This is a genomic window from Prevotella sp. oral taxon 317 str. F0108, assembly GCF_000162415.1.
GTDB lineage: Bacteria > Bacteroidota > Bacteroidia > Bacteroidales > Bacteroidaceae > Prevotella > Prevotella conceptionensis.
The window spans coordinates 737809-756622 of record NZ_GG740073.1 but is presented as its reverse complement, the minus strand read 5'-3'; the positions used below and the strand labels follow the sequence as shown (position 1 = coordinate 756622).

At 50.6% G+C, this 18814-nt stretch carries 7 protein-coding genes; 4 read left to right on the top strand and 3 right to left on the bottom strand.

Features of this window, described 5'->3' with window-relative positions:
* Positions 1-40 precede the first annotated feature (40 nt).
* The 4 genes from HMPREF0670_RS09445 (at position 41) to HMPREF0670_RS09425 (ending at position 10593) form a co-directional block, all read left to right on the top strand.
* Positions 41-3385 carry a SusC/RagA family TonB-linked outer membrane protein gene (locus tag HMPREF0670_RS09445; protein ID WP_009230932.1) on the top strand — a complete coding sequence of 1115 codons (3345 nt, stop codon included), beginning with the start codon at positions 41-43 and terminating at the stop codon, positions 3383-3385.
* 21 nt (positions 3386-3406) lie between these two features.
* Complete coding sequence (locus HMPREF0670_RS09440; RefSeq protein WP_009230931.1) at positions 3407-5170, top strand: RagB/SusD family nutrient uptake outer membrane protein; 1764 nt, start codon at positions 3407-3409, stop codon at positions 5168-5170.
* Between the two features lie 285 nt (positions 5171-5455).
* Positions 5456-8740 carry a SusC/RagA family TonB-linked outer membrane protein gene (locus tag HMPREF0670_RS09430; protein WP_009230930.1) on the top strand — a complete coding sequence of 1095 codons (3285 nt, stop codon included), beginning with the start codon at positions 5456-5458 and terminating at the stop codon, positions 8738-8740.
* Positions 8741-8760: 20 nt separating this feature from the next.
* The gene (locus HMPREF0670_RS09425; RefSeq protein ID WP_009230929.1) at positions 8761-10593 is read left to right on the top strand and encodes a RagB/SusD family nutrient uptake outer membrane protein; all 1833 of its coding nucleotides are present in this window, start codon (positions 8761-8763) and stop codon (positions 10591-10593) included.
* A gap of 1608 nt (positions 10594-12201) precedes the next feature.
* Here the strand turns inward: HMPREF0670_RS09425 and HMPREF0670_RS09415 are convergent.
* The 3 genes from HMPREF0670_RS09415 to HMPREF0670_RS09405 are packed head-to-tail and all read right to left on the bottom strand — an operon-like array spanning position 12202 to position 18146.
* A complete protein-coding gene (locus HMPREF0670_RS09415; protein WP_044078041.1) occupies positions 12202-13374 on the bottom strand; it encodes a TlpA family protein disulfide reductase in 1173 nt (390 codons plus the stop codon).
* Between the two features lie 4 nt (positions 13375-13378).
* A complete protein-coding gene (locus HMPREF0670_RS09410; protein ID WP_009230926.1) occupies positions 13379-14779 on the bottom strand; it encodes a RagB/SusD family nutrient uptake outer membrane protein in 1401 nt (466 codons plus the stop codon).
* 58 nt (positions 14780-14837) lie between these two features.
* A complete protein-coding gene (locus HMPREF0670_RS09405) occupies positions 14838-18146 on the bottom strand; it encodes a SusC/RagA family TonB-linked outer membrane protein (RefSeq protein WP_009230925.1) in 3309 nt (1102 codons plus the stop codon).
* Positions 18147-18814: the final 668 nt, after the last annotated feature.

Genomic DNA, 18814 nt, shown 5'->3' with positions numbered 1-18814 from the left:
GCTGGTATCTTTCACAACGTAGCTACCTAATAATGTCCTTATGAAAAAAGCTTATTGTTTATGTGCAATGCTGGCTGCCCTCACCGCCCCGTGGACAACGCTCACGGCAGCGGCAAAAGAAACAAAGGGGACGGCAACCGTGACCGAAATGCAAGAGCAGAACACCATCACGGGCGTGATTACCGACACACAAGGCGAACCCATTACTGGCGCATCTGTTGCCGTAGTGGGAAAGAGCGTGGGTGCCGTGTCCGATATTAACGGGCGATTTACCATCAACGTGCGCCCCGGCGCTAAGTTGACCATCTCATACGTGGGCTACAAAACCGTTACCGTTGCAGCCTCCGAATCGATGAAAGTAGAATTGCAAGAAGACGCCGGGCAACTCTCAGAAGTGGTTGTTGTGGGCTATGGCACGCAAAAGAAAGCCAACCTTACGGGAGCCGTAAGCACCGTAGACCTGTCAAAGACCATGGCCGGCCGCCCACAACAAGATGTGGCCAAGGCTTTGCAAGGTGCCGTTCCAGGATTGTCGGTCATCAGCAACAACGGCGACATCAACGGCAAGCCCACCCTGCGCATTCGCGGTGTGGGAACGTTGAGCAACGATGCTAAAAGCAATCCGCTCATCGTTGTAGACGGCGTGCCCATGGACGACATCTCGTTCCTTAACACGCAAGACATCGAAAGCGTTTCGGTGCTTAAAGATGCAGCCTCTACTTCCATCTATGGAACAAGGGCCGCCTTCGGCGTGATACTCATCCAGACAAAGGGAGCGAAGGGAACCGACCGCACCACGATAAACTATTCTAACAACTTCGCTTGGGACGGAGCAACCTTCTTACCAAAATTCCCCGACGTGCCATCACAGCTCAGGGCAGCACTGGAAGGCAAAGCCAATGCCAACAACTACGAGGTGGAACTCTTCGGCATGTATTTCGATAAGCTGTTACCGCTGGCCGAGAAGTGGAAACAGCAGAACGGCGGCAAGCAAGATTACCGCGAGATGCGCCAATATGTAGACGACAACAACATTGGCGACTACACCATCATCGACAAAACGCCCTACTACTATGCCGACTGGGACATCAACAAGATTTATTACAACAACGCCGCACCTGCCCAAAGCCATGCCCTATCTGTACAAGGGTCGTCGGGCAAGAGCAACTATTATCTTTCTTTGGGCTACGACTACAAGGAAGGCACGATGAAAATACGCCCCGACAAGCTGAACAAATACAACGCCTCGCTGGCCGTTACCACCAGTCCGTACGACTGGTTGCAGATGGGTGCGCGCTTAAACTTCACCCGTCGCGACTTCACCACGCCCGACACCTACAACAACGTGTACCAATACATTTGGCGGTGGGGTTCGTTCTTCTTGCCTTCGGGCAGCATCAACGGCCACGACAGGCGCATTATGGCCATGCTAAAACAAGCTGCCGACAAGAACGTCACGAACGACTACTTGCGCATCAACACCTTTGTAAAGGCCAACATCACCGAAGGACTGACGTTCAACGCCGACTTCACTTACGCCATCGAGAATATGAACTCGGGCTCGCAAGACTTTTCCGTATATGGTCTGAACTGGGGCAGCGTAACGCCTTCGTATATCGTAAACAAAGGCAACACCAACGTGTGGCGCGACAACTCAAAGACAAATACCTGGACGTTTAACGCCTATTTCAACTACGAGAAAACCTTCGCCACCAACCATAACTTCAAGGTGATGTTGGGCATGAATGCCGAAAAAGAGAAGTACACCTACTTCTGGGGAAACAGAAAAGGTATTATCGACGAGCGTTTTCCTGAACTAAACTTGGCCAGCCCCATCGGGCAAGACCTTGATGCCAAACACACCCACCGTGCTTCTGCGGGTTACTTCGGCCGTATAAACTACGACTATAAGGACATCTACTTGTTGGAACTTAACGGCCGTTATGATGGTTCGTCACGTTTCCCACGCCATTCGCATTGGGCTTTCTTCCCATCAGTGTCGTTGGGCTATCGTTTCTCCGAAGAACCATACTTCAAACAGTTACGCAACGTGGTTAGCAACGGTAAGTTGCGCGCCTCGTTCGGCGAAATTGGCAACGAAGCCGTGGGCGACTACATGTTCGAATCGCTCATCAACCAAGTAGAAAGAGACGACGTACACTGGGTAGACAGCAACCAAGAGAATGCCAATAAGCTGCCCATGTTCAACACACCCAATCTGGTTGAGCCCATATTGACCTGGGAACGCATACGAACAGCCGATGCCGGGCTCGATCTGGGTTTCTTAAACAACGAACTTTCGGTTGGATTTGACTGGTATCAGCGCGAAAACACCGACATGTTAGCCCCCAGTCAGGTGTTGCCGCAAGTGTTAGGAACAGATGCCCCCATGGCCAACGCAGGCACTCTGCGCACGCGCGGATGGGAATTAACCCTCGACTGGCACCACCGTTTCGGCGAGTTTAACGTGTATGCCAACTTCAACTTGGCCGACTCGAAAACCGTTGTAACCAAATGGGAGAGCAAGGCCAAGCTGCTTAATCAGAATTATTCGGGCAAAACCTACGGCGACATCTGGGGATTTGAAACCGACCGCTACTTCGAAGAGAGCGACTTTACAGGGCAAAACGCTGACGGAACATGGAACTACGCCAACGGTATTGCCTCGCAAAAGGGTTTGGAGCAAGGCTCATTCCACTACGGCCCAGGCGACGTTAAGTTTAAAGACCTAGACGGAAATGGAGTTATTGACGGAGGTGAAGGCACTGCCGACAAGCACGGCGACCTGAAAGTGATTGGCAACTTCTTGCCACGTTACGAATATAGTTTCCACCTTGGCGGCGCATGGCGCGGGTTCGACCTCGACCTGTTCTTCCAAGGCGTGGGCAAACGCCATGTGTGGACCGTTTCGTCCATGAACTTCCCGCTGATGCGCGAGGCCGACCTTGCCATATACGACCATCAACTGAGCTACAACCGCGTGATATATAAAAACGGACTGAAAAACGTTGAACGCTATGAGGTGAACCAAGCCAACAAGTATCCGCGCTTGTTCCCGGGCAACGACCCTCAAGGAAACATATCGGTTATCGACCCAGGAACGAACAACTATTATCCGCAATCGCGCTATCTCACCGACATGTCGTACCTCAGACTTAAAAACGTAACCCTTGGCTACACCCTTCCTAAGGAACTAACCCGCAAGGCTTACATACAAAAGGCACGCATTTACCTAAGCGCAAGCAACCTCTTCTTGCTTTATAAAGGCAACGACCTGCCCGTAGACCCCGAAATAAATGCGGGTGCAGGATTGAGGTATGGCGGATGGGGACGTACTGCCCCCATCACTCGCACCCTCTCGTTTGGTATGCAGGTAACATTATAAACCATCTAGACCCTTAGACAAATGAAAAAGATAATCATAGCCGGTCTGTTGACGTTGGGCGCGTTGGCAAGCTGCAACGACTTCCTAGACCTTGCACCGCAGGACAAGTTCACAGACACGCCCGAATATTGGGACAACACCGTAAACCTAGAAGACCAGTGCAACCTTTTCTACGAAGACTACTTGGGATATGGCAACGCTGGCGGACAAGGGTGGTTCTACTATAAGACGCTGGGCGACGACCAAGTGGACTTCCAAAAGAACGATTGGGCTTGGAAGAACGCCCCTGCCACATCAAGCGATTGGAAAGACGCCTACAAGTCTATCAGGCATGCCAACTTCATCCTCGAGCGGCTCTCAACTTCTCTCATGGACGAAGACGACAAAGCCAACTTCCAGGCCATTGCACGCCTTAATAGGGCATGGCAATACTATCAATTGGTGCGCATGTTTGGCAATGTGCCACTGGTAATATCCGTACCCGACCACCATTCGGACAACATTCTATACGGGCCACGCGTAGATCGCGACGTGGTGATGGACAGTGTAGCGGCCGACCTCAACTTCGCCACCAAGCACATCGCGGGAACAAACAAGCAACGCTTCACTAAGAACATGGCCTATGCCATGCTAGCAGACGTGGCCTTGTACGAGGGCACCTACTGCAAATACCGCAAAGCGGAAGACAATGCAGGCAAAGGCCCCGATGCAACAAGGGCCAAGACCTATCTGAACGCCTGTGTGGAGGCTTGCAAAGTGATAATGGGCAATGCGGCATTCAAGCTCAACGACACCTATCAAGGCAACTACAACTCGACAGACTTGAGCAAGAACCCCGAAATCATATTCTACAAGCCCTATTCTAAGAACACGCTGATGCACTCGCTCATCGACTACACGGTAAATACGGGCGGAACGAACGGCATGACCAAAGATGCGTTCGACAATTATCTGTTCTTAGACGGCAAACCACGGGCAAGCACGGCACTGAACAAGACGGATGCACCTAAAATGGTAATTGTGAACGTGCAGAAAAAGGTTGACGGCGTAATGAAGACCGTACAAGACACCAGCTACCACATCGGCCATCTCTTTACCGTACGCGACAAACGCCTGAGCGCAACCCTCGACTCGGTGTTGGCATTCAAGGGCAAAGCCTATTCAAGGGCAGGTTCTAACGCATTCACCTCTACCACGGGTTATGGCGTGGCCAAATACGACAACCCCCAACTGCTTACCACAACCGAACGCAACAATATAAACCGCCAATACACCGATGCACCCATCTATTGGTTGTCTGTCATCTACCTCAACTATGCCGAGGCAATGGCCGAGTTGGGATCGATAACGCAAGACGATTTGGACAAGTCGGTGAACTTGCTACAACGTCGCGCAGGGCTACCTGGCATGACGTTAACCCCAGATGCCGACCCTGCCAACAACATGGGCGTAAGTAACCTGCTTTGGGAGATACGTCGCGCACGCCGTTGCGAACTGATGTTCGACAACTGGTACCGCTATTGGGACCTCATTCGCTGGCACCAACTTGAATTAGTAGACTCTAAGGCGCACCCCAACATCTACCGCGGAGCTAACATGACCACCGTAGACAAGCCGCAAGTAGAGCTAGACACGCTCAACAATGCCGCACCTTGGGAGATTTACATGGCAGGTTCAAACACCCGCAAGCAAGTAAGGACCTACGATAAGAAGTACTACTTCTACCCCATCCCCACGGGACAAAAGGCCCTTAACGGGAAATTGGAACAAAATCCGGGATGGTAACAGGCCGTAAGGCGGCCTTTCCCTATAGAGGTTTCGGAAGCTGCAACGGTATAACAAGTGGGCAACAGCACTGGTTTAACAGCCAATTGCCGTACCAAGCATAGCGAACAAGACAAGCATTGGCAGGGACTTGCCCCCAAAAGGCAAGCACCCTGCCAACTGCATGCCTTACGCAAGCGCCGTTCGAGCAGCAAGTTCAACCAGTCACAGCACCCAGCAAAAGCTTTACAACTACGGCATAAGTCTAACCAAAACGAATAACCAACATTTCAAATCATATTTAAAATGCGAAGAATCTATTATTTAGGCGTGGCTTTCGCAGCCCTTTCGGGCACCTTCGCCCCACATCAGGCGCAGGCTGCAGCCGCACAATCGCCTCGCACGACAAACGCAGTGCAACAGCAAACAAGCCTTTCGGGTATTGTTACCGATGCCAACGGCGAACCCGTAACGGGCGCATCGGTAGCCATTGAAGGCAAGGGCGTGGGCGCAGTGACCGACATTAACGGCCGATTTACCATCGACGCACGCCCAGGAGACAAGCTAACCATCACCTACGTGGGCTACAATCCCATGCAAGTGACGGCTAGGGCCGACATGCGCATCACCCTGACAGAGAACGCCAGTCAGCTAGGCGAGGTTGTAGTGGTGGGCTATGGCACACAAAAGAAGGTGAACCTCACGGGTGCCGTGGCCAACGTCAACGTGAAAGAGGCCATCGCCAGCCGCCCCATCACCGACGTGGCCAAGGCCTTGCAGGGTATAACCCCAGGTCTTACCATCACCAACCGCATTGGCGGTGTCGGCACGCAAAGCACCGTTAAGCTACGTGGCTCGGTGGGTTCGCTTAGCGCTGAGGGAGGAACATCACCGCTCATCCTCGTAGACAACGTGGAAGTTCCCAACCTAAACTTGGTAAACCCCGACGACATCGAAACCATTTCGGTGCTCAAAGATGCAGCCTCGGCATCCATCTACGGAACGCGTGCCGCATGGGGCGTTATCCTTATCACCACCAAACAGGGCGCAGCCAACGATAAGGTGAACGTAACCTACTCTAACAACTTTGCGTGGAGCACGCCCACCAAGATGCCCGAACAGATGAAAGCCTCAGACAATGCCCGCTTTATCTTCGAGATAATGAAGAGCAAAGGCAAGACCAGAGAAACAAGCATCGGCTACACCATCGACGAGGAGCTAATAAAGAAACTCGAAGATTGGGAAAACAAATACGGTGGAATGTCGCAAGACGAACTCGGAGAGATGCAGCAAGGCCGCGACTTCGAAATTGTTGGCGGCAACACTTACTTCTATCGCTCGTTCGATCCCATCAAAGAGTTCACCCGAAAATGGACTCCACAACAGAACCACAACCTCTCGGTGACGGGCGGCAGCAAGAAAACCACCTATAACATCAGCCTTAGCTACCTTAACCAAACGGGCGTGATGAAATATAACAGCGACCAATACGACCGCTATACGCTGCACAGCAGCATCACGTCGAGCATTCGCGACTGGTGGAAGGTTCGTGCCAACGTACTCTTCACCCGAACCAAGAACGACGAGCCTTATCGTTTCACGTCTGGCCAATACGATGCTTGGTTCTACCTTCTGCGTTGGCCGCGTTGGTATCCTTATGCCACTTATCAGGGCAAGCCCTTCCGTTCGGCCGTTACCGACATCAAGCACGGCAACCGCGAAAACACCACAACCACCTACGTTCGCACCAACCTGGGCACGGAGATAACGCCGATGAAGAACCTCTCCGTTAACTTCGACTACACGTTCTCGTTCACCAACGATGCCCGTAAGCTTAACGGCGGCACCGTTTACGCCTACGATATGTTTGCCAGCGCGCCTTTCTCCAGCTACACCAACCTTTATGGTTTGTGGCACAACATGGTTGAGCAGTCCAGTCAGTACACCTTGCAGAACATCTTCAAGGGTTACGCCACCTATATGTTCGACCTAGCCGAGCAACACCACTTCAAAGTAATGGCAGGTTTCGATGCCGAGACACGAGAAGCATTCTCGCATTACTCAGAACGCCAAAAGCTCTACAGCGAGAAGTTTCCCGAGATAGCCATGACCTACGGAGACCAGTTCTCTTACAACAGTAACTACAGCTATCACAACGATTTCGCGGCCGCTGGCGTGTTCGGACGTCTCAACTACGACTATCTACAACGCTACCTGCTGGAGTTCAACCTACGTTACGACGGGTCTTCGCGTTTCCCCATCGGAAAGAAATGGGCCTTCTTCCCTTCGTTCTCCGCTGGATGGCGCACATCCGAAGAAAAGTTCATGGACTGGGCCAAGCCCGCACTCTCCAACCTTAAGGTTCGCGGCTCTTGGGGAACCATCGGCAACCAAGACGTGGCCGCCTATGCTTACATGTCTATCATGAAACCGCAAAACTCGGGATGGGTTGTAGATGGTAAGGAAATGGGAACGTTCAGCTCACCCACCATTCGTTCGGAAGAACTAACGTGGGAACGTGTGTCAACGCTCGACCTCGGTCTTGATGCCAGTTTCTTTAACAACGACCTCAACGTAACATTCGACTGGTATCGCCGCATAACATCGGGCATGCACACCAGAGGCGAACAGCTGCCCGCCACTTTCGGTGCAGAGCCCCCCAAGAAGAACTACGGAGAGATTACTGGCACAGGCTTAGAGCTGGGCATAAACTATCAACACCAGTTCTCCAACGGCTTAGGCGTTTCGGCTTCGGCTTCTTTCTCGCATGTAAAAGAGGTCATCACCAAGTTTAACAGCCAAACGCGCAACATCAACGGCAACTATCAAGGCAAACGTTTAGGCGAGATATGGGGTTACGAAACCGACCGCCTGTTCCAAGCCGACGACTTCGACAGCAACGGAAAACTGAAACCAGGCATCGCATCGCAAAGTAAATACGAGAACGACGACTTTAAATTCGGTCCGGGCGACGTGAAATATAAGGATATTAACGGTGATGGAGAAATCACTTACGGCGACAACACCGTTGAAAACCATGGCGACCAAAAGGTCATTGGCAACTTCCTACCCAACTACGAGTACAGTTTCTCGCTCGGAGCAACCTACAAGGGTTTCGATTTCAACATGTTCTTCCAAGGCGTGGGCAAGCGCGACTTTTGGGTTGGCGGTGCAATCGGCATCCCCGCAGGTGGTTCTAGCTACAAGGAAGCCGCATATAAGCATCAGCTTGACTATTGGACACCCACCAATACGGGTGCATTCTATCCCCGTCCGACGGACATGAGCTGGAAACAAAATGCTCGGAACTACCTCACACAAACCCGTTTCTTGGCTAACATGGCCTATTTGCGCTGCAAGAACATCACACTGGGCTACACCCTGCCGCAAAACATCGTGAGCAAAGCCTTGCTGCAAAGCGTACGCGTGTACGTAAGTGCCGAAAATCTCTTTGAGTTCGACAGCCTACACCTGCCCTTCGACCCCGAAACAACCAACTACAAACGCGGAAAGGGAGAATCAGACTGGTCCTTCGGGCGCTCATATCCCTACACGCGAACCATCTCTTTCGGCCTGCAAGCCGCATTCTAACCCTCCTAACAAGCATAAAAATGAAACATAAGATATTGAGCCTCGCGCTCTTAACTTTACCTTTGGTGGCCTGCAACGACTTCCTTACACGCGAGCCATTAGACCGTGTGAACGCCGACATCGATGAAAGGTGGAACTCGGAAGAGGTCATTAGGTCTGCAATGTACGACCTTTACCCCATCTACTTCAAAGGGTACAACTCGGGATGGAGCCGTTCCGACTGGTTCGCAGATACCCAAATCGCCGACTGGAACGACGACAACGCACAAGAAGAAGCCACGTTCTTCATCAAGAACGTGCCCACTACAACAAGTAGCAGCTACCCCTGGAACTTCGAACAGGTGCACACCATCAACACCTACCTCGACAAACTGGCGCATTCTGCCATGCCAGACGAGCCCAAGCGCCATTGGACTGGCGTCAACCGTTTTCTGCGCGGCTTAGAATACGCCAAGCTTGTATCTAACTTCGGCGACGTTCCTTACTACCAACACCCCGTTGCACCAACCGACAAGGCTGCACTTTATCGCGCATTCAGTACACGACAGGAGGTGATGGACAGCGTTCTCTCAGATATGAAGTACGCTATGGACAACATTCGCCAGCAAGACGACGTCAAAGGCGTGCACATCGTTAACGACCTGGTGTACGCATACACCTCGCGCATCTTCCTCTTCGAAGGCACATGGCAAAAATACCACAACAAAAACAACGAGTTGGCTGCCAAATACCTGCAAGTGGCCAAAGATGCGGCCGATTACATTATGAAATCAAAACGCTATCAGCTGTGCAGCAACTACAAGGACCTCACCGCATCGATTGACCTGGCCGGTAACCCCGAAATCATTCTCTACCGTGCGTACGTGGCCGGCGTTGTTACCCACAGCCTGATGTCGTTCAACAACACGGAGAGCGAGGAATCGAGCCCATCAAAATCGCTCATCGAAAGCTACCTTACGAAAGACGGACTGCCCATAACGCAGACGGGAGGAAACGCACTCTACAAAGGCGACAAGCTGCTCAAAGACGAGATAGCCAACCGCGACCCGCGCCTTTATGCCACCATCGACACCGCAGAACTGCGCTTGCCCTCTGTTGCATCAGTGTATGCCGCATCGGGCTATTTCGCCAATCGCTTTGTCAACCCCAAACTCATCGACCAGCCCGGCGGAAAGAGTTACACCAACATCACCGATGCGCCCGTGATGAAGCTCAACGAAGTGATGATGAACTACATCGAGGCCGCTGCAGAGTTGGCCACATTGGGCAAGTACACCCTCACCCAAACCGACTTCGACCGAACCATCAACGCCCTTCGTCAACGCGCCAGCACCAACATGCCAACCTTGCAGCTGGTGGGCGATGCGCTACGCGTACCGGCTGGCGTAATAAACGACTCGCAGCGCGATGCAGACGTTTCGCCCATCCTTTGGGAAATACGCCGCGAACGCCGCGTAGAACTGGTGTACGAGGGCTTACGCTTTAACGACCTGCGCCGTTGGAAGAAACTAAACTATGCCGACATGGTGAAGAACCCCAAGCTTAACATGGGTGCCTACGTCAACAAACGCGAATACATGGAGTGGTACAACAGGGTTCACCCCACTACCGACCCTAAGAAGATCTTAACACTGGAGAAGATGAAAGAGATGAAACTTGTTCTCCTCAATGCTAAGGGCGAATACGAGGTAAACGACAGCGTAGGCTACATCATACCTATTGTGAAACAAGGCTTTATGCGTACCTACTCCGATAAGGATTATCTCTACCCCATCCCCATCGACCAACTAACGCTCTATCGCAACGCTGGTCATGCCATCAAGCAAACCCCAGGTTGGGAAGACAAGAAATAATCCATCAATAGAGCTCCCCCATCTTGCCTGCAAGGTGGGGGGAGTTTTTATATTGAAATATTGCTGTGTGGTAAACCTCTAATCGGTGCAATTTCTTTATCTACAATGCCCATTAATAGGCATCACGTATTTCTATTTCATAAAGTAATCCCCCTCTTCAAACTATCACTCATCGGCCGTCTGCTAAAATGAGAGGACACAAGGCACCAGATGTTGTCAAATGTATTCTACAAGGTATTGAACAGCTTAATTTTAAGTCCTTCTGCTGATTACGTAGCTTCTATCCATCGCGCACATAGGCTGTGCGCTAAAGATGTGATAGCGACTAACAGAAAGGGGCTTACTTATGGTTAGATGAAACTTATTTCCTAAGTCGTATTGACTTTTAATATTTCTATAAACTGAAAGCAACGCTGAACAAGCCAACTCGCTGGCTTATAAACACACTAAGACCCAACAACTTCCAAAGACATCAACTCAACAATTCACCAACTCAAAACCTCACTAACACATCAACTTACAAACTTATCAGCTCATCAACTCACTAACTCATCAACACACTAACTCAAAAGCTCGTCAACCCACTAACTCATCAACGCACTAACTCAAAAGCTCGTCAACTCACTAACTCATCAACTCACTAACTCAAAAGCTCGTCAACTCACAAACTCACAAACTCATCAACTCACCAACTCACAACCTCAAACCACTATCTTTTATTTTACAATACCGCTCTAATTTTCGCTCCGTTCTAGCGAAAATATTGGTTAAAAAGTAGGCAAAAAGCCACTTTTTCCACCCTTTCATGTCTTGGGGTTTGTCTGTTTTTAAGTCAAGTACCTGCATTTTGCACCATTTTGCCTTTCTAGTTTGGTTGCCAACTCGTATTTTTTCAACCCCAATTACCTGCTTTTAGCCCCTAAAAACCCACTTTTTAATGGCCATTTTGCCCTTTCTAGCCATGTATTTCATAGCTCTTAAAGGTTTTGTTTATACAAAAGCTGTGGATATTTATGCTTTCCGTCTTGCATTTAGCAGCAAATCACACTGCATTTAGCACCAAAATGCCTTGCGTTTTGCACCAAAACGCACCGTATTTAGCACCAAAACGCAGTGCATTTAGCACCAAAACACACTCCATTTAGCGCCAAAACGCACTCCGTTTAGCACCAAATAGCCCCAAAACGGGTGTAAATGGCAGCCCTTTCAAATAAATATTCATTTTACTACAAGCACATGCTAACCCCATTTTACATCAAAACAAACCTTCGCGAGAATCGATTTTTTGCGACAAGGTAGGCGATTGGTGGGCAAAAAGGGCACTTATCATGTTAAAATTCTTACCAAAAACTAGACAAAATAAATATGCCGTAAACTCGCACGAGTGGAAAATGGCACAGAAAACATGTACGCTTGCAACGACCAGCGCAAGCGTTTGCAGGGCATGCTGCTCATAGTCAACGGCAACAACTGTTGTTCCAGCCATCAGTCGTTCGTACGCTAACCCACCCCCTATACCACCCTCCCTATATAATAAAAGCAGGCTAATCGCACTTGTTCGATTAGCCTGCCTAGTCTTCTTTACCTTCTACCGGCGTGTATCAACTGCTATTTCGCTAGTGTTTTTTGCACCGCCTCGTAGATTTTATTCCCCCGCAAGTCTTTGGCAATGATTGTTCCATCTGGCGAAACGAGGAGAATTTGGGGTATGCTTACAATAGAATAGGCCGCCAAAACCTGCTTGCGCGCATCGCCTTTAAGCAAGAGCTGTTGCCATATAGCCCCATCTTCCTTAATGGCTTTCAGCCAATCGGCCTTCCTAAAATCGGTAGAAACGCCCAAGATGGTGAAGTTCTGGTCTTTAAAGGCATTGAAAGTTTTGAGCAAGTTGGGCGTTTCTTTCCTGCACCAAGTGCAAGAAGAGCTCCAAAAGTCTACCAATACAAACTTCCCTTTAAAGTGAGATAGGCTCAAAGCTTTTCCTGCTTTGTCTTCCCCCACAATGGCAGGAGCCACTTGTCCCACCACCGTTTGTTCCAAGGCATTTAGCTTTTGCGTTGCCCGTGCATAGTACCACGTTTGTTTCGCCTCATCGTTAGCCCCCTCAACCACTTGCCGCGCGCGGTCTAAATCAGTGCGGTTGGTGATGTTGGCGTGCTGCAACCTGTATGTATAATAAAGGTATAGGCCGAAGGGCGAGCCTTGCTGCCGCGCCACTTCCTTGTCTAACCATTGTCGCAGCTGTTCGTAGGCGCGGTTATAGATAGGCGCGGTACTCGTTTTTATGCGCTGCATCTCGCGTTGGTCGTTGCGATTGCGCGCCGCGTAGAACACTTGGTCCAACGAGTCTAACGTATGTTTGTTGCCTGCGCTGTCCTTTTGATGTGTAAACAGGGCGTGTTGCGCGTTAAGTTTCACGTTGGGATTGTCTGCCGTTATTGCTCCACGGGCATTCCTAGAAACCGACAGCAAGTTGTTACCACTGGCTAAAAACAAGTAAGTGCCTTGCTCGAAACAACTCTCCATGTCGCTAGCGTTGAACACGGGCGAAAGAAAGAAGAGCCGCGTGGTGAGCGTATCATTTTGATAGGCAAACTTTCCGTCCGTCACCTCGAACGAGTCGAGGGGCTGAACATAACCGTAACGCTCATCTTGAACCATGAAAAGATACAGCCTTTTAATGCGCTTGTCGGCCGTATATCCCTGCACGCTGATGCCCACAGCCAAGCATTGAACTGCGATAAGCCCAGCCAATAGGGCAATCGAAAAAAGTCGTTTCATATTGTTATCTTTCGTTTTGGGTCATGGTGTTGGCGTTAAAGCGCATCACCCTTTGCGGAATGGGCAGAACGTACCTCGGATCGTTTGGCGGCAGCACCCATGTTTCAGTATCGCCAACATGTTTAACCGTAGTGGCAAAACGTGGGTCTAGGTTAAGTCTTTTCAGGTCGATGAGCCGTAAAAAGCCGTTGAAAGCCAGTTCTCGGCGGCGTTCTTCGAGTACGAAACTCAGCACGCTGTCCTTATCCGCCAACGAAACATAACCATTATCCTTAATGCGATGGGCACGCAATTTATTTACCAGCGCCAAGGCGTGTGGCATATAACCCACACGGGCTTCGCATTCGGCAGCGATGAGAAACAGCTCGGGCGTGCTAATGGCCGTGTTGGCCCGCACATACGGAACCCATATTGGGCGCGGAAGTGGCTTTCCGCGGAACGTTTCGGCCATAAAAAGCACCTTTCGCATGTCGGCATCTTCGTATAATTTCAGCAAGCTGTCCGACGGAAACACCTGCGAACTCAGCCCAAAGATATAGGGTGCGTATTTGATAAAGATGCTTTCGGGGTTGGCATCGGCATCAGGAACATTGGTGCGACCTATCTGACCTGCGGGTTTCACCACTTCATAACGCGTAAGGTCGAGCAGCGTATCGTGTCGGGCAATCACCTCGTTGGCCGCCTTCAGAGCCTCTGCATAGTTGCCCATATATAGGTAAACCCTAGCTCTAAGTCCGCGTGCGGCATCTTTCGTGGCATGAAAAGCATTGCCGCTTATTTCTTCTGGCAGGCTGCTTTCTGCCTCATTGAGGTCGGCCAGTATCTGCTGATACACGCCTTTTACGCTAGTTCGCGTAAGATTGGTTTGCGAAATGTCGGCGTTAAGCAGCAAGGGCACGCCAGCATCGGCATCGGCCGTGGCCTCGTTATAGTGTTTGGCGTAAGCATTAACGAGGTACAGATAGTCTAAGGCCCTATTAACGAGTGCTTCGCCGCGTATGGCCGACTTCTCCGCAGTGCTTCCTTCGGTGGCATCCATCACTTCGCGAATAACCACGTTGTTGGTGAAGATGCGCGAATAAGACGAAGACCAGAACGTATCGTCTTCTCCATCGCCGAACACTTGCCTGTCGAAAGTGTAAAGACGTTTTAGGCTTGGCTTGATGGTGTTAAGCCCTTGAGAACTTGTACTGAATGCCATGTCTGGCAGATAACAATCGTCGGTGAGGTAGATGGGATATGTTTCGCCCATCTTTTGTATATCATAATGGCTGATCATGGTTTTGTAGTCGGCGGCCGTTTCAGGTATTCTCTCTCCTTTGGGCTTGATGTCGAGAAACGAATCGCAGGCGCATAGCAGCGCGGTCAAAGCCATTGATACGATGGTGTTATATGTTGTTTTCATCTTTCTTTTGCTTTTAGGTGGGAATTGTCATTTCCGTTAATGTGTGTAGGGCGCAGGTTTAGAACGTTGCCGAAAGGCCGAATGTCCACGTTGCAGGCGTTGGTATGGTGCGCATGCCCCATCCGTAGCCCGTTGTTCCCAGTGCTTCGGGGTCTACACCGTATTTGTTGGCACTCCAACTAAGCAGGTTTTGTCCTTGCAGGGTAAAGGCCAGTTGCGCCAATCCGCACTTAGACACAAGCCGCTGGGGTACGCGATAGGTGAGCGACAGGTGGCGAAGCTTGGCATAATCGGCCTTAAACACGTGGCGGTCGGCAGCATACCACGGATGCCTCACTGTTGCCAGGTCTAGCGCATAGCCCGTAAATGCAGGTGTAGCATCGGGGTTGCGCTCGTCGCCTGGTTGCCTCCAGATGTTGCGCATCTCTTTATTGGGGTTGAGATGCGATGGTTCAGACACAAAGGGGGCAGGCTCGGTGCGCAGCACATTGCCGCCGTAGAACATCAACATAAACGACAGCTCGAAGTCTTTATAAGCAATGGTGGTGCTAAACGACCCGCTATAAGTGGGATGACGCGTGCCCGAATAAACAAGGTCCGACAAGTTGCTTACTTGCGCTTCGGTTTTGCTGCCGCCTTCTACATAATAGCGTGGTGTTCCATCGGTGGGCGAAAGGCCCGCGTACTGAAAACTGAATATAGCCCCAAGCGGGTGTCCCTTAACGGCTGCAAAGCCGCTGGTGTAGGAGTGTACGTTGGGATTAGAGTCTTCCACATCGTCGAGCATATTCTTGTTATAGCCAAAGTTCAGGCCCGTTGTCCATCTTAGGTTTCGCGTTTGCAGGTTAACGCTGTTCAGCGAAACCTCAATGCCTTTGTTGGTCATGTTGCCATAGTTCAGCGTTAGTTGTTTAAAGCCCAGTGTGGGGTCGGCATCGCGTTGGGCAAGGAGGTCGGTTGAATGCTTGTGATAAACCTCGATGCTGCCCGAAAGGCGATTGTTGAGCACGGAAAAATCGAGGCCTAGGTTGGTGGTTGCGGTCTTTTCCCAGCGCAGCGTGTAGTTGGGCGGATTCTTTATTTCGGCCATAAAGTCTTTGCTCCAAGGGTTGTATTGGGCTGCTTTCAGCGTAACGTATGGGCTGGCACCGCGTGGAACGTTTCCGCCAATGCCGTAAGTAGCCCTAAGTGTGAGGGCGTTGAGCCACGACAGCTTACCCGCCAAGAAACGTTCTTTGGCGATATGCCATGCGCCACCCACCGACCAAAGCGGGCGATACTGATAACGCGGGTCGGTTCCAAAAAGGTTAGACTGGTCAACACGTATGCTTGCCGTGAGGTTGTACTTGCTGTCGAAGGCGTAAGCAGCATTGGCATAGAAAGACACATAGCGGTTTTCTATCTCGTTTATCCAATTGTTGCCTGTGAACGACCAACTGAAATTGCCCGCAAGCGACTCCGTTCCTTTAACGTTTGTCAGGGCTGTTGGGTCTATGGGCTTGTAAGCCAGCGTGCTTTCGTTGAACCCCATGTAGTATATCGAGGTGTTGGTGGTCTTTGTTCTGCGCCGTTCTCCGCCGGCAAGAGCCGTGATGCTGTGCGGGCCGAAGTCGCGATTGAAGTTGAGTTGAGCGCGCAAGGTGTACGAGTCGGCATCGCCCCTACTCTCCGAATAGTGCGCCCCCTCTGGCACGTTAAGCGTTAGTTTTTTGGTGGCTGGGTTGTATTGTGCGGCATCGTTTATCATGTTGCGCACATGATACGAACGTTCGCTGAATATCTCAACCGTTTTATCGGCCGAGTTTTCGGTTTGGAAACGCACGTCGAAGTTAAGCCCCTTCATGATTTTGAGGTTCAGTCCCAGCATCAGCCTGTAATAGTTCTCGTTACTGTTATATCGTTCTTCGCGCCTGTTTGTTATGGGGCTGTAATGTTCGTCTTTAAGTCCAAGGCCTATAAGTCGGTTCATTTCCCATTCCGACTTGTATGTCGGCACGTTCAAGGGGTTGCCGCTTTCGTCTTTCAGCATCGTGTACGAGGGTTGGTTTCTGTACATGTCGGTGTAAGTTCCCATTCCCCTGTCGCTGTTGGTGTTGTTATAGTTTATGGTAAGGGCGGCCTCGGCGTTAAGCCAACTCGTCAGTTTGATGTTGTCTCTTAGTGTAGCCCCATAGCGTTGCATCTGGTTGTAGCGCGCATTAAAGCGGTTGCCCGTATAGTTAAGGGTAAACACGTAGCGGTTGATGTCGTTTCCTCCGCTTAGGCTAAGGTTGTGTTGGTGCTCTATACCGGTCTGCGTATAGAAGTCTTCCAGCTGTTTGCGGTTGTTCAGGTTGCGATATTTGTTCATGCCGTCTTGAAACGTTTGCTCGTCGATAAGCCCATCGCGATGCTTATAAAGCAATTCCGAAACGGGGTCGAGGTAATAGTTGGGAGGTATCATGGCATAGGGTATGGAGTTAAACTTGAACCCATATTCACGAAGGTCTATCGTCTCGCGCGTGTCCATCAGGTTTAAGTAGTCCATGTCGGGTTTGGGCGTAAACTTCACACTGGCATCGTATCTGATGGTGGTCTTATTCTCGCCTTTCGCATCGATGGTGCTGATAACCACAACGCCATTGGCAGCACGCGCGCCGTAGATAGAGGCGGCGGCCGCATCCTTCAATACGGTTATCGACTTGATTGTTGCAGGATTGATGCTGTTAATGTCGCCTTCGAAGGGCAAACCGTCTACAACGAACAGCGGACTGTAAGCATTGGCACCGCCGTTTAGCGTAGACATGCCGCGGATGTACAGCGTACCGTTCTGCTGCATCATGCCCGGCACCATGCCTTCGAGCCGTGCCAAGATGCTGGTTTGCAGTTTACCTTTCAGTTTTTCGGGCGTAACAACGTTGAACGAACCCGTTGTTCGTTCGCGCGAAATGGTTTGGTAGCCCGTAACGACAACGTCTTTAAGTGCCTGTTCGCCTGCACTCATGGCGATGTGGAAGTTAGAACGTTGGCCAATGTTGATGGTTTGTGTGGCCATACCCACATAGGTAAAGGTTAGTTGCGTGGCGTTGGCAGGCATGGGCACGCTGAACTTGCCGTCGGCATCGGTGACGGTGAGGGGCGTTGAACCATCGGCGGACACGCTAACGCCCATCAGCGGCTCGCCGTTTTCGTCGGTAACGGTTCCGCGAAGTAGGCGTTTGCCATTGTCGGGCATGGCTGTTCGTGGCTCACGTTGTAGGTTGGCGGTTGTGGCTTGCGCAGCGGGTGGGGCTATAGTCAGCAGCGACGGCAAAATAATGGCAACTGCAAGGCGATGCCTCAGCGCGTGGTGCATGGCTGTTTGCACGCGGGGTAAAATTGGGTTCATAGGTCTTTGGGGTATTGTTTTGTAGTGTTATGATGTGTTGTGTCGGCTGTTAAGTTACGTGTTTGGCGGGCTGTTGTGGTGGCTGATACCAGTTTTCGTGTATAGATTTTTAAATGATTGGCGGCGTGTAACAGGCGTTATGCCCACCTGTATGCGGGGGCGAAGAAAGCCCACTGTCATAACATGTTCCACCTTATCGGCTGTAAAGATAATCGTTTTTTTGCTTTTGAGCAAGAGAAAAGAGGTTTTCGTTAAGCAAACCTGGGCATTATGCGATGGTCGCAGCAGCTTGTAAAACCATTTACTCGTCAATTTATCAACAGAAAACGAACGTTTTCGTTAAGCCAAATGAACAATGTCGAGCTTGCTCGGACATCGTCATGGCGAGAAAACGCACTTTTCGAGGAACGAGAAGAGAACGTTTTCGTTAAGCCAAAGGCGCAATGTCGAGTTCACTTGAACATTGTCATGGCGAGGAAACGCACTTTTCGAGGAACACGGAAAGAACCACTAAACCCCTTAGTCGAAACCAATTAACTCATCAACTTGCTAACCAACATCCCCCTTCTTAGCTTATTCATTCGCCAGTTATTAATTGCAGTCCGTTCTTATTGGCTCACAAATCCCCATATTCGAAAACTTAACACTCACCAACTTACTAACTAGGG

Excerpts from the sequence above, each read along its gene's own strand:
- HMPREF0670_RS09410 (WP_009230926.1), bottom strand. The coding sequence starts at position 14,779 with ATGAAAACAACATATAACACCATCGTATCAATGGCTTTGACCGCGCTG.
- HMPREF0670_RS09445 (WP_009230932.1), top strand. The coding sequence starts at position 41 with ATGAAAAAAGCTTATTGTTTATGTGCAATGCTGGCTGCCCTCACCGCC.
- HMPREF0670_RS09415 (WP_044078041.1), bottom strand. The coding sequence starts at position 13,374 with ATGAAACGACTTTTTTCGATTGCCCTATTGGCTGGGCTTATCGCAGTT.
- HMPREF0670_RS09440 (WP_009230931.1), top strand. The coding sequence starts at position 3,407 with ATGAAAAAGATAATCATAGCCGGTCTGTTGACGTTGGGCGCGTTGGCA.
- HMPREF0670_RS09430 (WP_009230930.1), top strand. The coding sequence starts at position 5,456 with ATGCGAAGAATCTATTATTTAGGCGTGGCTTTCGCAGCCCTTTCGGGC.
- HMPREF0670_RS09425 (WP_009230929.1), top strand. The coding sequence starts at position 8,761 with ATGAAACATAAGATATTGAGCCTCGCGCTCTTAACTTTACCTTTGGTG.
- HMPREF0670_RS09405 (WP_009230925.1), bottom strand. The coding sequence starts at position 18,146 with ATGAACCCAATTTTACCCCGCGTGCAAACAGCCATGCACCACGCGCTG.